The following is a 20,761-nucleotide window of genomic DNA, read 5'->3' on the forward strand; positions in this document are numbered from 1 at the left end:
CCTCTGCATTCATTATACGACAGTAACGGAACGGTTCCCATGAAAACAAGGCACTTACAAATATTCAGTATCCACTAGGTACAAGCATTTTCCCATCCGCATGTGTCTTAATATTGACATTGGTGTAATCCGGCAAATTCCAGATGATCGACTTAGAATCGCTCGAACTAGCGCCGGCCCCTACCGTATAGTTGCCACTACCAGTCACATCATAAACCACGGTATCTTTGTCGCCAAAGCCTTGCGCCTGCAGAGTGGAAAATGCCTGACTGCCATCAATGTGTACAACATAGAGAGAGTTGCCATCCTCATCCGTGAAACGTGTAATACCGCTGTTTGGGTCTTGGGCGATTTCATCCGCCGTCGACTTGTAAAAATTACCATTCGGATTACTGTCTGGGTCATAAAAACCATCGCCAGCTAAAGAGTCAAAGAAGGCAGAGATGGTTTTGATGGCCTGTTGCATATCCCAGGCGGTCATGTCAGTTTCCTGACCAACTCCTTCGATGCCCTTCAGTGTCGAAGCAATTTTTCCATTCACAAATGAAGGTAAGTCAGAATCCGGATCGGTGGCATAAATTTCAGAGACGCCGGGGTGTTCTTCCGTCAGGTCTCCTTGGGCGATTGCAACTGATGCATGCGTCGGCGTCCATCCTGGAAACTTCACATCCCCAACCGAAATATACTGATAGCTATTCAGCCAAGCGCGCATCCAATTGGCTGTGGCGGCAGTGCCATGCTGGTCAGTAAAAACCTTGAAGTCCGTATTGCTACCAATGGTCTTTGCATTGGCAATAAAGTCCGCAACGGTGTCATTCGGCTGCAGTGCTGCCAGACGCAAAACAGACTTCGGCTTCGCCTGGACCGACTGCTGGGCCGGTTGCTTAGCCGGTTGCTTGGTAGCCACTGGGGCAACAGTCTTCTTGGAGGTTGCATCTGCCGCATTGTCGGCTTGTTTCGCATTAGCCGATCCAGCCACTACGGAAGACGATGCCTTAGCATCAACCTTTTCCGCCTCGACAGTCGGCGTTTTCTGAATCACAGAACTGCGCGCAGCTGGCTGCGTGGCTGGTGTCGCGTCCGCCGCTTTGACAACGGCAACGCTGCTTGTCAGGCCAAGCACGACGGCCCCACCGATCAAAAGTTGGTTGACCCACAGCTTACCGGACTTATATAAACGATAGTGGCCCTTGGCAGTCGAATCAGATAACTGCCTAAACAGTTTGGTACGCTTATCCTTCATCAAAATAAATCATTCCCCCAAATCTATTTGCAACAATTTACACTAAACCCATTAAGCACTTATACACGAGTCGGGGAACTTTAACAAGTATAATTGGATATTAAAATAAAAAACGATTCTTAAACATTGCTTATCCACTCTCTTAAAAAGAAATTAAGCCATTATTAGTCAACCAAAAATAAACACAACTTTCTGACAAATTGCCCGGATAGTTGTCATTCAAAACAATTTGGTCAGTTAACTAACTCGCGGCGCAACTATCGGTCAGCCGGCATTTGTTCGAAGCGGTACAGTCTATCCGGTAAAAATCTTTGTCAAAAATAAATTTAAAGTTTATGGGTTTATTCGCCCCAGTCAATGTTCGGGTTTCATTTTCGCCCCTATACCACCCTGTCCTGACATCCGCAAGCTCAGTCCGTTGGGCGTGCCGAGCAGGAGGAAGACATCGAGCCGGTTCCGTTACTTGGAACTATGTGCGGCCTAAAACGTCAGAACCAGATCAGCTACCGCCCTTATGCACTCGGCTCCGCCCCCGCCTCGCTATTCTCGTGATTGCGTTTGGCTTGCCCTTTGCCTACAATTAACTTAGGCGGACGCAGATGCGGGCCGCAAATACGCGAGGCGAGGTGCGGTTATGAATGTATTTGGCGCATTGAAATGGATCCGTTTTGACCATCTGCCGCTGAACCACCAACAAGTCGTGATCACAGACGAAAATGGGAAGCCCGACGCCGAGCTGACGGACTTACTTGGCGACTGTCTCAGCAAAGTCGATATCTTCGGCAACATTGAGAGTGCCCAGTCAGTGAGCGACATTATTGATGATCTGCACTTATTAACACCGTTGCCGTCTGATGTCCTGAGCGAATATCAAAAGATCTTGGAGCAGCCGATCGCCGGCATCAATATTGCCAGTCACAAACAACTTGTCGAATTGATCTATCTGCCACTGGTATAAGAGCATCAGGCGCCGCAAATTTTTGCGGCTTTTTTTGAGGGACGGGAGCAAGCACATGGCAAGCGACAGAACAAAGCGCCTCTTGGGCGAACAGCTACGAAAAATGATGGCGACCACCTCACTGGAGCACATCACCATCGACGCATTGACCGAGGCAGCCGGGGTCAGTCGCAATACATTTTATTATCATTTCGACGATATCTACTCCTTGCTCGCGTGGGTCTATGACCAGGAGATCATCTCGCAGGTCGCCAAAAACGCGCAGATTGCTAAGTGGCAGACCGCCTATCGGATCTTGCTGGATTATATCGATGAGAATCGTACCTTTTGTCTAGCCAGCTTTAATTCCGTGGGCCGCGACTTACTGGAGCGTCTGCTGGCAACCGTTGCCGAACAGTTGGTCCTCAAGGTCGTCGATGATGCGGACCCGGCGCTGCCTAAACGCGTCAAAGATGACATCTGCAACTTCTACGGCTTGGCCATCGTCGCCCAGATCATACAGTGGTTGATGAACGGCCTCGCGGAAAGCAAAGACGCACTGGTCAACCGCGCGGAAATGATGCTCACCGGGTCGATCAAGGTCGCAACGGAAAATGCGCGAAAGCTCCATTGAGCGGTGCCCGCTATGCATTCATAAAGGCGCGGCCCACCAGATTCTTAACCTTTTCTTTTGGACAACCCGGCCAGGTTGTCCATTTTTTTGTCGGCTTTTTTTCATTAAAATGGAAACGTAAACAATAACAGAGAGGTGAATGAAATGAAAAAAGCACTTTGGCTCTCCACGTTGGTCGGGGTCGCGGCTGCGGCAACGGCATACACTTTAGTCAAGTTAGACTGGTTCCATGATGACGCAAAAGATTACGCCATCTTCGAATCCCATCGCGTTTAATAAAAGCAGGAAAGGAAGTATTTTTCCATGAAGAAAAAAGCGATTATGATTGGCGCAGGCCTGGCCAATATGGCTGCGGCTGTGTATCTGATTCAAGAAGGCAAATGGGACGGTTCCGCCATCACGTTCTATGGCATCGATGACCATGGCTCAAACGACGGCAGTGCCGCCACCGAGCAAGCCGCGGATTACTGGAACGCCAACCACCCGCTGGACAACACCAACGGCTTTATTGCCCGAGGCGGCCGGATGCTCAACTATCGGACCTACGTGGATTTGATGGACCTGCTGTCTCGGGTCCAATCTGTCACCGAGCCCGGCATGACGGCAGCCGAGGATACGCATGATTTTGACGCCAAGCACCGCACCTTCGACAAGGCACGTCTGCTGCGGCGAGGCGAAGGCATTTTGAACGCCGGACACCTCGGCCTCAACAACACCGACCGGATGCTGTTGACCAAGCTCGTGATGATGCCGGACAAGGATGAGGAACAGCTCGATAACGTCTCGATCGCCGACTATTTCAAGGATGATCCGCACATGTTCACCACCAACTTCTGGTACATGTGGGAGACCACGTTTGCCTTCCGCACCGCGAGCTCGGCGCAGGAGCTGCGGCGCTACATGCACATGATGCTGTACGAATTCACACAGATCGAGCATCTGGTCGGCGTCAACCGCACACGCTACAACCAATATGAAAGCATCATGCTGCCGCTGATCAAATATCTGGAAGAAAAAGGCGTCAACATCGTGCTCGGCAAGATCGTCACCGATTGGACCTTCAAGGATAGCGCGATGCAGGATGAGATCACCGTCACCGGCCTTGAGATCACCGATGCCAAGAGTGGCAAGGTCGAGCAGGTCGCCGTGGATGACGACACCGCTGTGATCTTCACGAACGGGTCGATCACCGACTCCGCAACGATCGGCGACTACCACACCGCCGCCCCGGAGAACATGGATTATGGGCTGTCGGCCGCGCTATGGAAAAAAGCGGCAGATCATTTTTATAACCTGGGAAATCCTGACAAATTCTTTGCCGACCGCGATGCTTCTGAGTGGGTCAGCTTCACCCTGACCACCAAGGACCACCTGCTGCTCAAAGAGATCACCCGCATTACGACGCAGATTCCAGGCAACGCGCTGAACAGTTTTCTCTCGACCGCACCGATCACGCCGCTTGGCCAGCCGGATGTCAACATGTCGATCGTGGTGCACCACCAGCCGCATTTCACGACGCAAAAGCCAAATGAGGCCGTCATCTGGGGTTACTTCCTGTATCCACGGCGCCACGGCGAATTCGTCGACAAGCCGTACATCGAAATGACCGGCGAAGAGATGCTGAAAGAATTGCTCGGCCAGCTGTCGATGGTCGATCCTGGTCCTGTCAACATCAAGACCAAGACTGAGGCAATCATGGATTCCGTGATCAACTGCATTCCATCCTACATGCCATATGCCTCTGCGCTGTTCAACAACCGCGCCAAATCCGATCGGCCGCTAGTCATTCCGGCGCACTCGACCAACCTCGCCTTCACAGGTGAATTCGCCGAGCAGCCTTACCAGATGGTCTTCACCGAGCAAAGTGCCGTTCGCTCAGGCGAGATCGCCGCGTATCATTTTGCCGGCATCCCAATGAGCCATCTGGTCAAAACACCGCGCTACGACAAGGACATTCCAACGTTGCTACGCGCGACTAAGAAAATGTTTGAGTAACTTGAAGTTCAAAAACAAGCCCGGCGAAGGGGGACGCTGGGCTTGTTTTTTTACGGTCGTTCGCGGTACTGTGAGTGACATGGAGGTGATCAGATGCCACAACGAAGTGATCTCAGCCGGCGCGCGCTAAAAGAGGCCTTCGCCCGTCTGCTATTGACCCGGCCACTAGCCAAGATCAGTGTGCGCGAGATCGTGGATGAGGCCGGCGTTGCGCGGTCGACATTCTACCGCAACTTTGAAGATCGAGAAGATTTTGTCGACTGGCTACAAGCCGACCTCGTTCGCGAAACCGCGTCCCGGTTTGTCGGCGGCTCAATGAACGAGCCGGACTTCACCAATTTTTATCGCTACGCAGCGGCCAATCGTCCCTTGATGCGCGCCTTTTTGACTGAGCAGCGCTGGCCGGCCCTCGAAAATGCGTTGCGGCATCAGTCTCAAGCGCATTACGTAACGCTGATTCGCGGCAGTCAGGCTCGGATGCCCGATGACCTGTTGGCCGCATTTTTGGTCGGGGCACATGTCAGCCTGTTTCTTCAATGGCTACAAAGCGACCCTGCGTTGCCCGCGACACAGATCGCCGATTTTCACCGTCAGCTTGGCACCCGCCAAATTTTATCGCTCCTCAAATGAAACGGGACACTTTACGAATTTTTGTGCTGGTTGCCGACCGCTGTCACCCTTACACTAGCCCTATCAACAAGATAGGAGTGAGACGATGACATTACTTAAAGTCAATGGTGCACAGCTTTCGTATACAAAAATAGGTCAGGGACCGGCCTTGATTCTGGTGCCCGGCGCAAACGGGACAGGCAATATTTTCAAGGGTGTCGCCGAGGAGCTCAAGGACCGCTACACCGTGGTCACTTACGATCGCCGTGGTTACGGCGACACCGTAATGGATGCGCCGCTGCCAGCCGAAGCGGCGGATTTTGACAGTCACTACCGCCTGACGGTCGACGCGCAGGATGTGCTCGCCTTGACGGACGCGATCAGCCCGAGTCAGCCGGTTTTCCTCATGGGTAGCAGCTCCGGCTCCATCGTTGCCGCCGAGGCCTTCACCACCGCCCCGGACCGCTTTACAAAAGTTGCACTACATGAATGTCCAACAAGCACGGTGATCGATCAGGTCAACGCGCGCGCCCAAAATGTGGACGCCGTTGAAACTGCGCTCCGTGGCGATTTTGCTGGGGCGCGCGACAAGTTCGGCGCCGCCATGAAGATCCAGCCGCTCGACGCAAAAATGATGATGGCCGGCACCGGAACAGACGGCACCGCACCAGACCCCAAGCGCATGGCGGGCGTGATGTACTGGTTTAAATACGAGATCTTGCAGTACACGGGCCAGCCCATTGATTGGGCGATCTTCCAGAAGAATCGCGACAAGGTCATTTTGCTCAACGGCACCGATTCCAAGGGATCGACCCCGCAGACCGTGATCAACGCCATCAGCGAGCTGTTGACCGTCCCTGTCACGATCATCCCTGGCGGCCATCTCGGCTACGCGCAGAAACCAGAAGGCTTTGGCGAGGTGCTGGCCGCCGTGCTGGATCAGCGCTGATCGCGTTGCATCGACCAGATTCGACTCTGATATGAAAAAATGGCCTGAGACGCATGTCGTTGTCTCAGGCCATTTGCGTATTCTATTGACTGGTAAGTCCAGGGCGCAGGCAAAAAGAAGCGCACAATGCGGCATCGTGGCCAGACCGTAGCCGGGTTATTCGTCAGGTTGCGGCACCAACGCGATCTCCCAGGTCAGCTCGGCCTGATACGAATTGACCCGCGTTGCCGGCAGTGGGCCGAGTTTTAAAAAGCCGTCAACAGTGAAGATCAGCACTTCCGCATTCCTAAGTGTCGCGGGAAGCGCCGATTGCTTCAATAGGATGGTCGCATCCTCACGACCGATCGGCACAGGCGGCACCGTCAAAGCGGCGCCATCCTCGGTGTGAAAAACCAACTGAAGAGCCCCGGTTTCCGGCTGTGGGGCTAACGTGTTGCCTGAAAAACCACTCACAAAGCGCGTCATTTTCAGACCGAGCTGCCACTCGCCGGAGTCCGGCCCGCGCGTATCCGAGATCAGCAACGTATTATCGGTGGGATTGCTATCGCGCAACCAATCCGCAGTTGGTGGACCCGCTTCAGGTGTTTGCGGGAGCGGGTCCTTTCCTTGAAATGCACCTGTGATCAGCTCCGCAACAGTTGGGGGAAAATACGAGGTGCCCTGCGCATTCGTGCGACTAGGATCGTATTTTGCCAAGGCAACGCTCGGCAGTGTTTGTATCACCAAGCCATCGGGCGGGGTGACGCTGATTGCAGCGACATTCGAGCGCAACGTGACTGATTGCCCCTGATAGTCGAATTGCATCGTGAGTTGGTAGTGGGCGCCATTGAGCGCACTGGTCACCTTCGCAGCGACCTGGGTCACAGCGGCAGTGGTCGGCCTTGCCGTGACTTGAACCGTTTGACCCCCGCTCATTCGGACCCAATCATACGTCGGGGCAATGCCAAGGCTTGCGGTTGTCGTCGGTACCTGAAAAATCAGAGGGCTATTTGCCGCCACCCTGATAGCCGCAAGCGAAAGCACTTCGATCTGAACCCGACTTTCTTGAAGGACCCCATTTTCGCGGAAGCGCGCCACGATCTCCGCCGTGCCCGGCATCCTCGTCGCATCAACCGTTGCCTGCCGCGAATCAGTACGACTCGGCGTGATCACAACAGCGCTGCTTGAACGCGTCGCATCTAGCGCAACCGACTTCCAAGTGAGCCCAGTGATTTTAGACTCCTGCACGCCCGCCAGTGTGACAATGGTGGTCGTGCTGGCCGGCTGTCCCAGATCGTCATCGCCAGCTGTGAAGAGGACTGGGGACTGTGTCCTTAGCTCATAGTCAGTTCGAGGCACCTCGAGATACAAGACGCCCACATTCGATGTGACTTGAGCCGTTCCACTGAGTCCACCCGCCACCTGGATCAAAGCTCGAACCTGTCTCCCCGCATCGGCGGCCTGAACGTTCTTCAAGGTCAACGATGACCCCTTTTCATCTGGTAACGTTGTCCAATTCGCCTCAGCGGGCAGCTTGGTCTGCCACGTGTAGCGCCAGGCACTACCATCACTGGCCGGCGCATCGAAGCGCGCGTCCTTGCCCGTCTCGGTGGTGACAGCGGCGGTCAGACGGCCGACCACGACCTGTTGTGTCAGCGTCGTGATCAGTTCATCCCCAACCATGACACGCGCCTGAACGGTCACAAGGCCGCTTGCACTGGACGTTTTTGCGGCCGTCAGTGTCCCGTCACTGTCGATGCTCGCAGGGCCATTCCCCAGCACCGACCATATGATCTTGGGAATGTCTCCCGTGATCGCCGGCTGAAACTCGAAAGTCGTCTGACTTTGCGCGGCCGAGGCGTCCGAGCCGCCGATCAGCAGTTCCTGCCGCGGCGCCATTGCGTACACGGCCGGATGAACAGTCAAGTGCGCCCTGTTTGATTCCACCCCGCGCTCAAGTACCACCCCATCTTTTTGATAGTCGGCGACGGCATAGACCTCCGAACCGTCATCGCCTAACCGTAAGCCGCGAAGCGTGACCGTCTCATCGTGCTGGTCGGACAGTTCCTGATCATGCCAAAACCAGTGAACGTTGGTGGCTTCAAGCTCGCTGGGGAGCGCAAGGTGAAACGTCGCCTGGCCGCCTTGACTACCAGTTTGATTGGGCAGATGCACCCCATACATCGTCCTTGGTGCGACCTGAATCGTGGCGGCTCCGCCCAGCAACAACGGTGGAAAATATAGCGTGCCAGCAATCATTTGACTACCGACTTCCCCATTACCAGTCAGCCGCAGCGAGGCATTTCCTTGGGCTTGTGCAGTCAACGCCGTTCCAGCCGAAAGAGAAAACTCGGGGGAGATCTCTGGGAGTAGCCCTGCGACTTGCACATCGGCCGATTGCCCATCAAAGAGAACGACATGCTCAGAGGTTAATTCCGGTGTGTAGGACTGTGGCAAGATCAGCAAGCGCAGTAATTCGGTGCTGTATTCCCCGGATGAAACGAAGAGCCCAAATAGTGGCGTAATAGTCAGCCCAATCTGAAAGGTGATCCAAGTGGGGGCGCTAACGGGCGGCGCGACGAAGCCATACTGAATATTTTTGGTATCGGGTTGGCGCCCAGCTTGCCCCGTTTGGTACGTCAGGCCAAACTGGCCAAGCTGTTTTTGCGTCCCCGCCTCATTTCCAAGCATTCGTTGTGGCACCTGATCACCAAGTTGGGCAGTGATCATAACCTGAAGTGTGGCAGTATCCTCTAAAATTTTCAGCCCGATTCCTGCCCGCAACTGAATATGCTCCCCTGACCGAACGAGACCCACGCGCCCGGTTCCCAGCTGGCGCCCCGCTGTATCCCGAAAATTCGCCTGCGTCAGGATGCGCGTTGAATCTGCGGTCGGGGTGCGGAACCCGGACCCCGCCACCACGGGCACTGTGGGCGGCAGAACAATACTGGGATTGGCGGCGGCGACAGGGCTGGCACGACCCATTTCCGTCCGAAGCCCAAACACAATCACCAAGGCGATGCTAAGTACCACTAGCACCCCCTTTTTATGAAGTCTCCGCATGAGCCGCACCTCGCCTTCCATATAGCAGCAAGAGCCACAACTCGATCAAGATCACCAACCCGATTCCAGCCGCCCATGGAATGGCTGCCTCTCCCGTTGCGGGAAAAATACCGCCCGGTCGTACCCTGCTAGGCGTTTTCCCCCCTGGTCGCGCAGGCTTTGTCGGGGTCGGTGCAGGCGGCGTTGGACGCGGCTTCGCCGGGGGGTTGACCGGCGCCAATGCATCTCCGACAATGGCCACCTGTGCCTGCGATTGCATCGCTTCTGCCGCCTTAACAACCTGGTGCCCCTGAGTGACCAAGAACAAGCAGGCCCCCAACACCCAGCCCAGCCACCGTTTATTTTGTCCCTTCATCTTTTTTCCTCCGCCAAAATAATAGTCCGAGCAATCCCAGTGCGATCAACAACAATCCGCCGATCAGCACCCACCACCACGGAAATGGGCGCACCACCGCCAATCGTGCACCTTTGTTGACCTGGGCCGCAGCCTTTGCATCGATTGTGAAGGCGCGGTGAAACCGCCACGTGTACGCGCCGGCAGTGGCCGTCAGTGTCAGCCAATATTTTCCAGCGACCAAAGGGGTTTTAGTGAAAAGCGCATAGTTGAACGACGAATTTGGTGCCATCGCCAATTTGTCCGCGTCTTGCGTCAGAAGCGGCTTTGAGTCACCGTCCCGGGTCACACTTGCCTTGATTGCCATGCCACCAAACAAGCGCGGCTGATCATTTTGCAGCGTTGCCAATACGGCCGCTTGATCGTTCTGATTGCCGGGTTTGACGCCCAGCAGATTCAGATGCGGCGCAACGCGTTTTTCCGTGGTCTGCATCTGAATGGCAACGACCATCGCGAATCGATTCGTGATACTCATGCCCGCCTGATCATCTGCGGCCGGCGCCGTTTCATCCGTCACATAAAAACTGCCAAGAAGCTGCCCCTTTAGTGGGGTATCTGGTAACTGCACAAAAAAGGTAACTTTTCGCCCTTCATTGGCTTTCAGCTCGAACGTCACAGGCGCCGACGCCAGATCAACAAGCTGAACAACGGCAGACGGATCCCGCTTACTACTTGGACTGTAGCCCACCTGGCCATTATCTTGTGTGAAGGCCGAGGTGATCGCCACCTTCACCGTTTTCGGCTGCGCGCTTTGGTTGGCAACTGTGATCGTGAGCGCCTGCCGGGTCCCCGGTTTGACCAGCAGATCAAAGTAACCTTTATTGCCACCCACTTGGTTTGCCGGGAGCTGCGGTGTCACCGTGAACCCAGCCCCAACGGCCTCAACGGACGCCACAGGCCAACCCGCCAGCGCCATTAGCAGTGAGGCGACGATGATGATCATTTTTCGAAGCACCCAATATTCCCCCATTTTCGTGTCCGATCCGCCTGACACACACGGCTCAAAGTGCTTGCCGATCGCGTTAAAAAAAGCCAGCACAACGCAACCGTTGCACTGACCTCTCACCGTTCAGATGTCAGCGCATGAGTCGCGCCGAATGTTGTTGATCACGCCTATGGCCCCTATGGTGTCGTCGTCTCTGGTTCTTGACTCAGCGTCCAGGTGATCGTCGCCTGATGGAGGCCCTTTTTGGCACTCTCATCCTTAGGCAACGCCAAAGTCCCACCAGATAGCTGCAGAATCGTATCCCCAGCACCCTTTTCAATTGGGGCATTGATCACACTGGTGGCCCCACTACCTGGCGTCAGCGGCTTATCCGCAAACTCACCTGCCACAGGATTAGCGTTATCGACTGCCCCCTCAAGGCTCAAGTTTGTGACAGTCAGGTCGTCAAATGTCCCGAGTGTCGCCGATAAATTCCACCCCGTGTTGGTGCCGCGGTAGTCGGAAACGGCGATCTGCCCCGTGTCATTGCCATCAAAAGTATTCTTATCTGTGATCGCGGTTTCCAGTGTCAGTTTTGCATCAACATCCTTCTTCACCAAGTCAGCAATTGAAACATTCTCAAATTGTAGATTCGGCACAGCGTCAAGGCTCAACGTACCCGGATCGATCTGAATATTTACCGTGCTATTGGCAGTTGCGGTGCCATCACTGCCGACGACAAAGCCTGCCCCGATCAAAGCCCCTGCAATATGATTGTCGACCACACCCGGGCCATTGCCATCCGCCGCAAGTACCGGCAAGACCGGCCCCGCCGCTGCTAATAACAGTCCAGCCCCCACAGCAAGTCTCACACCCCATGAACGTTTCATGGTCTGTCCTCCTTTTTTCCAGTCACACGTCTGACTCTAGCGAGCGAGCAACCACCACTCGCACCGTATCGATCAATTGCGATCAGTCTTCGCTGACCGCGCGTCCAAGATCTGCCCATTTCCCCATCCAATCGTTTTTCTCGTCGGCCTCACATCCCTTCAGGTGTTGGTGCTGAGATCAGTGTCCAAGTCAAGATTGCGTGATAGTTGCCGCTGACCGCATCTGGAAGCGGCGGCAAACTCAGAAACCCGAACATCGGTGACGTAAAATTCTGATCAGTCACCGGCCTTGCCTGACTGTTGAGAGCTTCCACTGGAGCGTCATCCCCCATCGTCATCAACGGAAACAATTCCAAGTCACGCCCCAAAAGCCACCCAATACCTAGTTTGGCCCCTACCACTGGCCGGTTGCTCGCGTGACTCAATTGGCCCGCGCTAACTGTGAGTTGCCATGGCGTCGGCGCATCACGCGTATCGATCACGGTCAGCCGCTTATCCTCACCTTGGCCAGGCCAGGACAAGAGCCAATCGAGATTGGTCGGGCTCACCTCATTCAGCGGCGTTTGCCCGGTATAGGCGCCATGAATCAATTCCTCGACCGTCGCCGCCTGCATCTCACCGTTTTTCTCGTGGCCAAACGTGAAATTCGGCACATCGACCAGCTGAAGGACGGGGGCATTGCCAACAGTGAGAGTCGCCAGATTAGACGTGAGAATAGTCTGTGTCCCCCAGATTTCATCACGCAGCACGATCTCCACTTGATAGCGCGCCTTGCGATCGAACTGTGGTGTGAGCGCGACTGTCAGGGAGTTTTCTGTTTCCCCGGCAAGGACTGTTTTTGCGCCATCGTCCGACACACGTTGCCATTTGACCGCCCTTATTGAATACGCATTTTCTTCAAAAATTGTCAGCATCTCTTCTGGAATATTGAACGTGACCGTTTCACCGATGCGCCCAGCACGATCGGCCAAGGCCATCACCATCATCGGCGCATGCGTGATCGCGGCGCTTTCATCGGCCAAGTTCGCGTATAAACCGATTGCGATCTGACCGGGGCCGCGCGGAACGATCACCCCGTCATCATCCACACTAGCCACCGCCGCCCCATCTTCCCCGGAGTCGAGCAGATAAGTGGCCCATTCCGGGTCGATCATGTCGCTCGGCTGATGAGTTGGCCGAATTGCGGTTGGTCCGGCGCCGTCACCCCAAAACAGCGCTGGTGTCTCATAACGCAGATCCGTCAAGACAAGTGGCGGGCGCAGTGTCACGCCAAGGGTGTTGGTCACCACCTCGTCATCCGTGCCACTGTGAATGCGCACGCGAAGAAACAAATGGGACCAGGTCTCGTCATAAGCAAGGCGACGCAATTCGTTCGTCGTTGTCGTTGCGGTCAGTGTCCAGGCGGTCTGCCCGTCTTGTGAGACTTCCCACAGATACGTCGTGGCGACGGACAGGCCATCATCCAAGGGCGGCTCAGGTGCAACGAATGGCTGCATTGGCCGCGCAATGCCGCGCACCAACTCGTTTGGCCCGATCACAGCTGGCCCTGCCAGCACCCCTAAGGAAAAATCGAGGTCCGCCGCCAGCATCTCATCCGCACTTTCGATCTCCGAGCGGGCTGTGAGCCTAACATGGCCACTCGTCCCAGGCACCGCCTCTACCTCTGTCGTCACGGTATTTCCAGCTTGCATCACGAACAATCGGGTGTCATCAGCACTCTCCCACTCCGGCGACCCGCGCAGGCTCACATCGGGTTCCGTAACCAACTGGACGGGCGTCATCGCCATCCCCTCAGGCGCATCCGGCGCGGTGATCAAGATGCGGCGATTCGGTTTCACGTGAAACGCTGTACTAACGATCAGGCGCGCGGGATTGGACACCAAGCTCGTGGCGACCGGCTGACCATCACTCAAGCGAAAATAATTAGCCGTAGCCGTGACAACGCCCGCATCCTCAGGCGTCAAATGGCGAATCACCAACCGATCCGTACTTGGCGTGAAGCGCTCGTCGTCTTTGATCGCCTCACCATTCAGTTGCCACTTTGTATTACGCGCCTCAAGTCCGGCGGGCAGGCGCAATTCAAATTCAGCCTCGCCAGTCTCATAACCGCGCACATCCGGCAAGTCCGCCGCATACACGACCGGGTCTGCCGCCTCGACTGAATAGGAAAAAGCAGACCGACTTTGTTCTGGTACGTCGATCTGGGCGGTCAAGTGACTCGCTCCGACCGCACCATTCACGGGGCTGAACAGTAATTGCCCACCCTGCGGCGCCCAGGTGCCAAGCCGCGTCTCATAATCGCGGTAGTCTGGTACGACCCCCACCGGCAACCCCGCAATTCCAACGGACACGCTTCCCCCACGAAAAACGATCGACGGGGTCGCCTCGATCACAGGGGGATAGTCGGCGGGAAAGACCAGCACCCAAAAGGGGGCTGAATAATAGCGACGTTCGATCACCGGCGACTGACCGAGATGATAATCCACCTCAAGCTGATAACTGATCCAGGTCGGGCTCGTCAAATGGAACTGATCAAACCTCAGCTGATAATGCAGATAGTCATTCGGCATGCCGGTCCAATACGGCGTCCACTTCACCCCATTTTGCGGTTGACTCCCATGTTCTTGCGAGGCACTCAACCCGATATCGATCGGACTCGTCTGGGCTGGTGCGTCCCCGACCTTGATTCGAGTACGAAAACCCAGCGTATACTGGCCATCACTGCCGTCTTTTCCAAAAGAAGCCTTCATCGTGACCGTCTCATCACTTTTCAGGAACGTCTGATACTTGCCTTCTGTGTCTCCCCAATCGACAAAGGCATTGCTGGCGACATAATTCGGCTGCGTCCGAAACCCAGAGCGATTGCCAAACGCCTCAGGGGAAGGCGCCGGAAAGTCGGAGGGTCCCGTTTTCGGCACAATGATCTGAGCCGTAGCCTTGACCGCTATCGCCGGCAACACCAGGCCCGCGCTCGCCACCATCCCTAAAAGTAAGAGGCCGACCATCACCAGATGCCAGACCCGTTTCATGCATGTCACCCCTCCCCACACATCTGTTCCCGCTATCGCTATTGTACAGGATGATGTTATTTTCTGGCAACGCTTTCATTGAAACTTATTTGTTTGTTGTTTTATATAAAGTTATTTTATAAGCAAATAAAAAAGCACGCTTACCGCTCACCGTAAGTGTGCTTCCAGTTAGGCGCGTTCCTTCCCGTACGACGGGGCAGAACCGAATACCTTCTTATATAAACGACTGAAATAAAAGGGATCATGGTAGCCGACGCTGGCCGCCACATCTTTGATCGGCAAGTCCGTCTCCCCCAGAATCTTTTGGGCGTGGGCGAGCCGAACCTGCATCAGATAAGTCATCGGACTTTGACCCTTGAGTTGCTTGAACGTCCGCGACAGATGGGCCTCCGAGACGTGCAGGTAGTCGGCGACCCGCGCCAACGTTAGGTCATCGGCAAAATGGGCGTCCAGATAGTAGGCGGCGCTTGAGACCATCGCCTGCTGCTCGGTGCTCGTCTCACTGTCGCTGATCGTGAGGTGATCATCGGCGACTGCATTGTCAGGCAGCGCCCGCATCAAGATGCAGACCAGCTCCGTCACATAGGCCTGCAGCAGGAGGTCATGGCCAAACGCCGACCGCTGTTTGACCTCCCCGATGATGCGTTGGGCAATGTTGAAAAACAGCGGCTGCTGGTCTTCCAGGCGCAGCACCGGATCTTTGAACGGAAAATGGTCCGGCGTCAGCCCAGGCAAAACGACATGGCGAAAACCGATATACAGCTGATAACTATGGCTACCCGCCGGTTGGTGCTCGTTGTGATGCACATGCGGGTTCAACAGCACTGCCTGGCCTTGTTGCACCCGAATCTGGTGGCCTTCGATCGTGTAATCTGAGAACCCTTCTAACATCACCGATAATTCTGGAAAATCATGTTCGTGATATTTACTAGTATCTTCCCCTTCATTCATGTATGCGAAGGCATACAGCACATCCGGCGAGAAACTTTTTAGATCGATCATTGGTCTACTCCCTGCGGCACCTGCCGAAAACCCTGCTCGACTGCTGATGAACCGCTTTCGCATTGATTTTAGCATAAAAACACAAGGAAACAGACAAAATAGTCCATTCATGTCTCAGCTAGTTCCCTCATAATAGCCACATGAACAAATGGCTGGGCGATCGACGCATCGGGCGCCGGTTCCGCCCAGCCTCGGAGGTGTAGTGATGGGTACCTTTCAATGGGTCTGGCAGTACATTCGGCGCAATATGAAATTGCTGATTCCTGCCACCCTGCTTATTTTCGTCAATGCCGCGGCGATCGTGGTCGCGCCTCTCATTGGCGGTTGGATCATCGACCAGGTCATCGGCCAAGGGCACACGGAGCGACTCGTGCCGTTTTTGCTGATCATGATTGGCGTCACGCTGGGTCGGACCATCGTGCGCTACATTTATCAGGTCATCTTCGAGCAAGTCGGGCAAAACGTGATGTGGGACATCCGCCACGACTTGTTTGAAAAGCTGCAGAAGCTGGACTTCACGTTCTTCAACAATGTCTCCACCGGCGATATCATGGCTCGGATGACCGGGGATATGGACGCGATTCGTAATTTTGTGGCCTGGGACAGTTACAACCTGATCGAATGTGTGCTGTGGTTCGTCACCGCGATCTTGGTCATGGGCAGCATCAACTGGCCGTTAACGCTGGCCTTGGCCGCCCTGACCCCGTTCATCGGCTTTCTGACCATGCACATGAGCAACGAGGCGCATCCGGTATACTTCCAGATTCGTGAAGCCTTCGCGCACCTCAACTCAATGGTCGAGGAAAATATTTCCGGGAACCGCGTTGTCAAGGCGTTTACCCGCGAACCTTACGAAATCGAGAAGTTCAATAAGCTCAACGACGCGTATAAGGCCCGCAACATGGATGCCGCCCGGGTTTCTCGGCGCTACCTGCCGCCACTGGACATTCTCGCGTCGATGCTGTCGGTGATCGTCCTCATTCTTGGCGGCTTCCTCGTCATCAAAGGGGCCATGACCCTTGGCGATCTGGTCGCGTTCAACGGCTTTTTGTGGATGCTGAACCAGCCGATGCGGATGAGCGGCTGGCTGATCAACGACGTCCAGCGCTTTTCCGCCTCAACGATCAAAATTCGGCGGATGCTGGGGGCCAAGTCGTCCATTCCAGTGCAAGACAGCGAGCATTATCAAAAGTTGCAAGGTTACGTCACCTTCGACCATGTCAACTTCGAGTATGCCGATGCGCCTGAAGTGCCGGTGCTGCATGACATCAGCTTCACCGTCAAGCCCGGCGAGACCATGGGCATCCTCGGCGAGACTGGGTCTGGGAAATCAACGCTGATGAACCTGATCGCCCGGTTCTATGACCCAACATCAGGCGAGGTCCTGATCGATGGGAAAAACGCGAAGGACTGGCCAGTTCGGCAGTTGCGCGATCAGATCACGATCGTCATGCAAGACCTGTTTCTATTTTCCGATACGATTCAGGACAATATCTCTTATGGGAACCGGCAGGCCGAACCGCAGCTGATTCAGCACATGGCGGATGTCGCCGATGCGTCGCAGTTCATCGCGGAAATGCCGGATGGCTATGACACCGTGGTCGGCGAGCGTGGGGTTGGCCTGTCTGGCGGGCAAAAGCAGCGGATCTCGCTGACCCGGGCGCTGGTCAAGAATCCATCCATTTTGATCTTGGATGATACGACTTCGGCGCTGGACATGGAGACCGAGGCGGAGATTCAAAAGAAGCTGTCGCCGATCACGCAAAAGAAGACGACGTTCATCATTGCCACGCGCATCAGTTCGCTGCGCCATGCCGATCAGATCATCGTGCTGAAACACGGCGACATCATCGAGCGTGGGACGCATGATGAGTTGATCGCCAAGCATGGGTATTACTTCGATACGTATCAGAAACAACTCGGGGCGTTAGGTGTGAAGGGAGGCGAGTCAAATGGCGAAGCGTAATACATTCGATGAAGATGAAGAGCTGCAAGAGACCTTTAACTGGAGCTATTACCGCCGCCTTGGCCGCTATCTTGTGCCGTATCTGACCAAGCTCGCCTTGGTGCTGGGGACCTTGATTCTCGGCAGTTTGGCTGGCACCCTTGGCCCGTATCTGACGAAGGTCGCCATCGACCAAGCTATTCCGCAAAAAAATCTCTCGCTGTTGTGGCTATTGACAGGCATCTTTGCTGCCTTGCTGATCATCACCTTTTTCTGCTATCGCTACCGCATCTGGACGATCACCGAAGTCGGCCAGGACATGCTCAAAGATATGCGTTCCGATATCTTTGACCATCTGCAGGAGCTCCCGTTTTCCTACTTTGACTCACGCCCGCATGGCAAGATTCTGATTCGTGTCGTCAATTACATCAACACGCTCTCAGATCTCTTGTCCAACGGCTTGATCAACCTGATCAACGACATCATCCTGCTGGTCGTCACCTTGATCTTCATGGTCAGCATCAACTGGAAGCTGGCGCTGTGGAGCTTGGCGCTGATTCCGATTTTGCTGGTCTGGACGCGCATCGTGCAGATTCAGCAACGCAAGGCGTATCGTGAGCTGTCCAACAAGCAGTCGAACATGAATGCCTACATCCACGAAAGTATCGCCGGTATCAAGGTCACCCAGGGTTTTGCCCAAGAGGATAACGCCAGCGCGACCTTCGATCATGTGGCCAATGAGTATCGCAGCTCCTTCATGCATGCGATTCGCGTGCAATGGGCATTGTGGCCTGGGGTGCAAAACATCTCCACGCTGACCACGGCGCTGATCTACTACATCGGCATCACACAATGGGGCGGCGTCGATGTGACCACCGGGACGCTGATCGCGTTCATGGGTTATGTCGCCAACTTCTGGAACCCTGTGATCGATATCGGGAACTTCTACAACTCCCTGATCACGGCCACCGCCTATCTGGAGCGCATCTTTGAAACGATGGATGAAGAGCCAGAGGTCAAGGACCTGCCAGATAGCTTCGACTTGCCACCGATTCATGGGGATGTGGAATTCAAGGATGTTTCCTTCAAATATGAAGAGGACACGCCGATGATTCTGAAACACGTCAGTTTCCACGCCGCGCCTGGGGAGACTGTTGCCTTAGTCGGGCCGACCGGGGCGGGGAAATCCACCGTCATCAACCTGTTGTCGCGGTTCTATAACGTGACAGAGGGCGAGGTCGACATCGATGGCGTCGATATTTCCCGGGTGACACTCAAGTCGCTGCGCAGCCAAATGGGCGTGATGCTGCAGGATACCTTCATCTTCTCCGGCACCATTCTCGAAAACATCCGCTACGGCAAGCTCGACGCCACAGAGGAAGAGGTCATTGCGGCGGCGAAGGTCGTGCGCGCGGATGACTTTATCCGTGACATGCCGCAGGAGTATCACACCGAGGTGCAAGAGCGTGGGTCGACCCTGTCAGCCGGCCAACGTCAACTGATCGCGTTTGCCCGGACACTGCTCGCCGACCCGAAGATTCTCATTCTCGATGAGGCGACTGCAGCAATCGACACACAGACCGAACTGCTGCTCCAGGCTGGGCTGAACCGCCTGCTGGAAGGCCGGACGAGCTTCATCATCGCCCACCGCCTGTCGACCATTCAAAACGCGGACCAGATCATGGTGGTCAATCACGGTGAGATCGTCGAACGCGGCAGTCATCAGGAATTGATGAAAAAACGCGGCGAGTACTTCTCATTGTATGAGGCCCAATACCGCATGCTGCAATCACTTTAAGCGAGAATCAAAAAAACCGGCTCATTTGTGAGTCGGCTTTTTGATTCGGAAAAATCAGTTGAATTTGTCCCAAATATTCGCCAGGATGTTGGTCTGATCGCGATCCGGCCCAACTGAGAACGTCAGCAGGTCGACATTGATCAATTCAGCGATACGCTCGATGTAATGCCGCGCATTCACAGGCAGGTCGGCCAGTGTTTTCGCCTGGGTGATGTCCTCGTCCCAGCCTGGCATTTCCTCATAGACCGGCTTGCACTCAGCCAGCTCCTTCAGCGACGCCGGATAATGGTAGATCGTCTCGCCGTTGCGCTCATAGGCCGTGCAGATCTTGACGGTCTTCAAGCCAGTCAGGACATCGACGGAATTGAGGCACAGATCGGTGACCCCGGCCACGCGCCGGGAATGGCGAACGACCACCGCATCGAACCAGCCGATGCGCCGGGGCCGGCCGGTGACGGTGCCATATTCATGGCCCGCTTCCCGGATAAAATCGCCGTCTGCGTTGAGCTGCTCAGTTGGAAATGGCCCGTCGCCGACACGCGAGGTGTATGCCTTAGCGACGCCGACAACGCGGTCGATCTTGCTGGCCCCCACGCCGGCGCCAATCGTGACCCCACCGGCCGGGTTAGACGAGGTGACAAATGGGTAGGTGCCCTGGTCGATATCGAGCATCACGCCCTGCGCCCCTTCAAAGAGCACATTTTCGCCCTGGTCGATCGCGTCGTTCAGCACGACCGAGGTGTCACACACATATTTTTTGATCTGTTGGCCATACCCATAATATTCCTCAAAAATATCGTCGAAGGCCATGGGCTCAGCGCCATACAGTTTCGTGAATTCCTTATTCTTTTCAGCGAGATTCTGACGCAGCCGCTCCGCAAAGATCTCCTTATCCAAGAGATCTGCGATGCGAATGCCGACACGCGACGCCTTATCCATATAGGCCGGGCCGATGCCGCGATTGGTGGTGCCGATCTTATTGGCGCCCTTTGCCGCTTCCTGAAGCTTGTCGAGGGCGATGTGATAAGGCAAGATCACATGCGCGCGGTCTGAGATGCGCAAGTTGCTAGGATCAACGCCCTTTTCTGCCAAATAAGCGAGCTCTTCGACCAAGCTCTTCGGATTGACGACCACGCCGTTGCCGATCACTGACAGCTGGTGCGGATACAAGATACCTGAGGGAATCAGCCGAAGTTTGTAGACTTGGCCGTTGTTGTGAATCGTGTGGCCGGCGTTGTCCCCGCCTTGATAACGGCTGATGATGCGTGCGCCTTCGCTGAGAAAATCCGTGATCTTCCCTTTGCCTTCGTCGCCCCACTGCGTTCCGACGATCACTACTGTGCCCATATTTTGTCGCTCCTAACATATT

General features: G+C 55.1%; 15 protein-coding genes. 8 read left to right on the forward strand and 7 right to left on the reverse strand.

The annotated features are described in order from the left end of the window. Positions 1 to 64: 64 nt before the first annotated feature. Positions 65 to 1,243 (reverse strand): collagen-binding domain-containing protein, encoded by a 1,179-nt coding sequence (locus tag EKM95_RS08950; RefSeq protein WP_225423270.1) that lies wholly within the window; start codon positions 1,241 to 1,243, stop codon positions 65 to 67. A gap of 634 nt (positions 1,244 to 1,877) precedes the next feature. Between EKM95_RS08950 and EKM95_RS08955 the strand changes: the two genes are divergently transcribed. The 6 genes from EKM95_RS08955 to EKM95_RS08975 all read left to right on the forward strand — a co-directional run bounded on the left by EKM95_RS08955 (position 1,878) and on the right by EKM95_RS08975 (position 6,367). Continuing rightward, positions 1,878 to 2,201, forward strand: coding sequence for a hypothetical protein (locus EKM95_RS08955; RefSeq protein WP_125697642.1), 324 nt, complete (start codon positions 1,878 to 1,880; stop codon positions 2,199 to 2,201). 55 nt (positions 2,202 to 2,256) lie between these two features. Beyond that, positions 2,257 to 2,814: a TetR/AcrR family transcriptional regulator C-terminal domain-containing protein gene (locus tag EKM95_RS08960; protein WP_125697644.1), complete on the forward strand. Its 558-nt coding sequence runs from the start codon at positions 2,257 to 2,259 to the stop codon at positions 2,812 to 2,814. 144 nt (positions 2,815 to 2,958) lie between these two features. Continuing rightward, positions 2,959 to 3,090 carry a hypothetical protein gene (locus EKM95_RS11935; RefSeq protein WP_263852821.1) on the forward strand — a complete coding sequence of 44 codons (132 nt, stop codon included), beginning with the start codon at positions 2,959 to 2,961 and terminating at the stop codon, positions 3,088 to 3,090. 27 nt (positions 3,091 to 3,117) lie between these two features. Continuing rightward, positions 3,118 to 4,809, forward strand: a complete 1,692-nt coding sequence (locus tag EKM95_RS08965) for an oleate hydratase (RefSeq protein WP_125697646.1) — start codon at positions 3,118 to 3,120, stop codon at positions 4,807 to 4,809. Between the two features lie 93 nt (positions 4,810 to 4,902). Beyond that, positions 4,903 to 5,439, forward strand: coding sequence for a TetR/AcrR family transcriptional regulator (locus EKM95_RS08970; RefSeq protein ID WP_125697648.1), 537 nt, complete (start codon positions 4,903 to 4,905; stop codon positions 5,437 to 5,439). Positions 5,440 to 5,524: 85 nt separating this feature from the next. After that, positions 5,525 to 6,367 (forward strand): alpha/beta fold hydrolase, encoded by an 843-nt coding sequence (locus EKM95_RS08975; RefSeq protein ID WP_125697650.1) that lies wholly within the window; start codon positions 5,525 to 5,527, stop codon positions 6,365 to 6,367. Between the two features lie 156 nt (positions 6,368 to 6,523). Here EKM95_RS08975 and EKM95_RS08980 read toward each other — a convergent pair whose 3' ends face one another. The 5 genes from EKM95_RS08980 to EKM95_RS09000 form a co-directional block, all read right to left on the reverse strand. Then, entirely contained in the window at positions 6,524 to 9,379 is a 2,856-nt protein-coding gene (locus tag EKM95_RS08980; protein WP_125697652.1) for a hypothetical protein, read from the reverse strand. 368 nt (positions 9,380 to 9,747) lie between these two features. Then, positions 9,748 to 10,773 (reverse strand): DUF916 and DUF3324 domain-containing protein, encoded by a 1,026-nt coding sequence (locus EKM95_RS08985; RefSeq protein ID WP_125697654.1) that lies wholly within the window; start codon positions 10,771 to 10,773, stop codon positions 9,748 to 9,750. A gap of 152 nt (positions 10,774 to 10,925) precedes the next feature. After that, positions 10,926 to 11,618: a WxL domain-containing protein gene (locus EKM95_RS08990; protein WP_125697656.1), complete on the reverse strand. Its 693-nt coding sequence runs from the start codon at positions 11,616 to 11,618 to the stop codon at positions 10,926 to 10,928. Positions 11,619 to 11,767: 149 nt separating this feature from the next. Further along, a complete protein-coding gene (locus EKM95_RS08995; protein ID WP_125697658.1) occupies positions 11,768 to 14,647 on the reverse strand; it encodes a hypothetical protein in 2,880 nt (959 codons plus the stop codon). A gap of 168 nt (positions 14,648 to 14,815) precedes the next feature. Next, a complete protein-coding gene (locus EKM95_RS09000) occupies positions 14,816 to 15,649 on the reverse strand; it encodes a helix-turn-helix transcriptional regulator (protein ID WP_164510156.1) in 834 nt (277 codons plus the stop codon). A gap of 205 nt (positions 15,650 to 15,854) precedes the next feature. Between EKM95_RS09000 and EKM95_RS09005 the strand changes: the two genes are divergently transcribed. Together EKM95_RS09005 and EKM95_RS09010 are read left to right on the forward strand one after the other, a co-directional pair. Next, a complete protein-coding gene (locus EKM95_RS09005; RefSeq protein WP_125697662.1) occupies positions 15,855 to 17,615 on the forward strand; it encodes an ABC transporter ATP-binding protein in 1,761 nt (586 codons plus the stop codon). Then, positions 17,602 to 19,392 (forward strand): ABC transporter ATP-binding protein, encoded by a 1,791-nt coding sequence (locus EKM95_RS09010; protein WP_125697664.1) that lies wholly within the window; start codon positions 17,602 to 17,604, stop codon positions 19,390 to 19,392. Before EKM95_RS09005 ends, EKM95_RS09010 begins: the two co-directional genes overlap by 14 nt. 54 nt (positions 19,393 to 19,446) lie before the next feature. Here EKM95_RS09010 and EKM95_RS09015 read toward each other — a convergent pair whose 3' ends face one another. Next, on the reverse strand, positions 19,447 to 20,739 hold the full coding sequence (locus tag EKM95_RS09015; RefSeq protein ID WP_125697666.1) for an adenylosuccinate synthase: 1,293 nt from the start codon (positions 20,737 to 20,739) through the stop codon (positions 19,447 to 19,449). Between the last annotated feature and the right edge of the window lie 22 nt (positions 20,740 to 20,761).

It is taken from the genome of Lacticaseibacillus yichunensis, assembly GCF_003946405.1.
GTDB classification, from domain to species: Bacteria; Bacillota; Bacilli; order Lactobacillales; family Lactobacillaceae; genus Lacticaseibacillus; species Lacticaseibacillus yichunensis.

What these genes read in the sequence shown, in the direction of transcription:
- EKM95_RS08950 (WP_225423270.1), bottom strand. Translation starts at nt 1,243, where the DNA reads ATGAAGGATAAGCGTACCAAACTGTTTAGGCAGTTATCTGATTCGACT.
- EKM95_RS08955 (WP_125697642.1), top strand. Translation starts at nt 1,878, where the DNA reads ATGAATGTATTTGGCGCATTGAAATGGATCCGTTTTGACCATCTGCCG.
- EKM95_RS08960 (WP_125697644.1), top strand. Translation starts at nt 2,257, where the DNA reads ATGGCAAGCGACAGAACAAAGCGCCTCTTGGGCGAACAGCTACGAAAA.
- EKM95_RS11935 (WP_263852821.1), top strand. Translation starts at nt 2,959, where the DNA reads ATGAAAAAAGCACTTTGGCTCTCCACGTTGGTCGGGGTCGCGGCTGCG.
- EKM95_RS08965 (WP_125697646.1), top strand. Translation starts at nt 3,118, where the DNA reads ATGAAGAAAAAAGCGATTATGATTGGCGCAGGCCTGGCCAATATGGCT.
- EKM95_RS08970 (WP_125697648.1), top strand. Translation starts at nt 4,903, where the DNA reads ATGCCACAACGAAGTGATCTCAGCCGGCGCGCGCTAAAAGAGGCCTTC.
- EKM95_RS08975 (WP_125697650.1), top strand. Translation starts at nt 5,525, where the DNA reads ATGACATTACTTAAAGTCAATGGTGCACAGCTTTCGTATACAAAAATA.
- EKM95_RS08985 (WP_125697654.1), bottom strand. Translation starts at nt 10,773, where the DNA reads ATGGGGGAATATTGGGTGCTTCGAAAAATGATCATCATCGTCGCCTCA.
- EKM95_RS08990 (WP_125697656.1), bottom strand. Translation starts at nt 11,618, where the DNA reads ATGAAACGTTCATGGGGTGTGAGACTTGCTGTGGGGGCTGGACTGTTA.
- EKM95_RS08995 (WP_125697658.1), bottom strand. Translation starts at nt 14,647, where the DNA reads ATGAAACGGGTCTGGCATCTGGTGATGGTCGGCCTCTTACTTTTAGGG.
- EKM95_RS09000 (WP_164510156.1), bottom strand. Translation starts at nt 15,649, where the DNA reads ATGATCGATCTAAAAAGTTTCTCGCCGGATGTGCTGTATGCCTTCGCA.
- EKM95_RS09005 (WP_125697662.1), top strand. Translation starts at nt 15,855, where the DNA reads ATGGGTACCTTTCAATGGGTCTGGCAGTACATTCGGCGCAATATGAAA.
- EKM95_RS09010 (WP_125697664.1), top strand. Translation starts at nt 17,602, where the DNA reads ATGGCGAAGCGTAATACATTCGATGAAGATGAAGAGCTGCAAGAGACC.
- EKM95_RS09015 (WP_125697666.1), bottom strand. Translation starts at nt 20,739, where the DNA reads ATGGGCACAGTAGTGATCGTCGGAACGCAGTGGGGCGACGAAGGCAAA.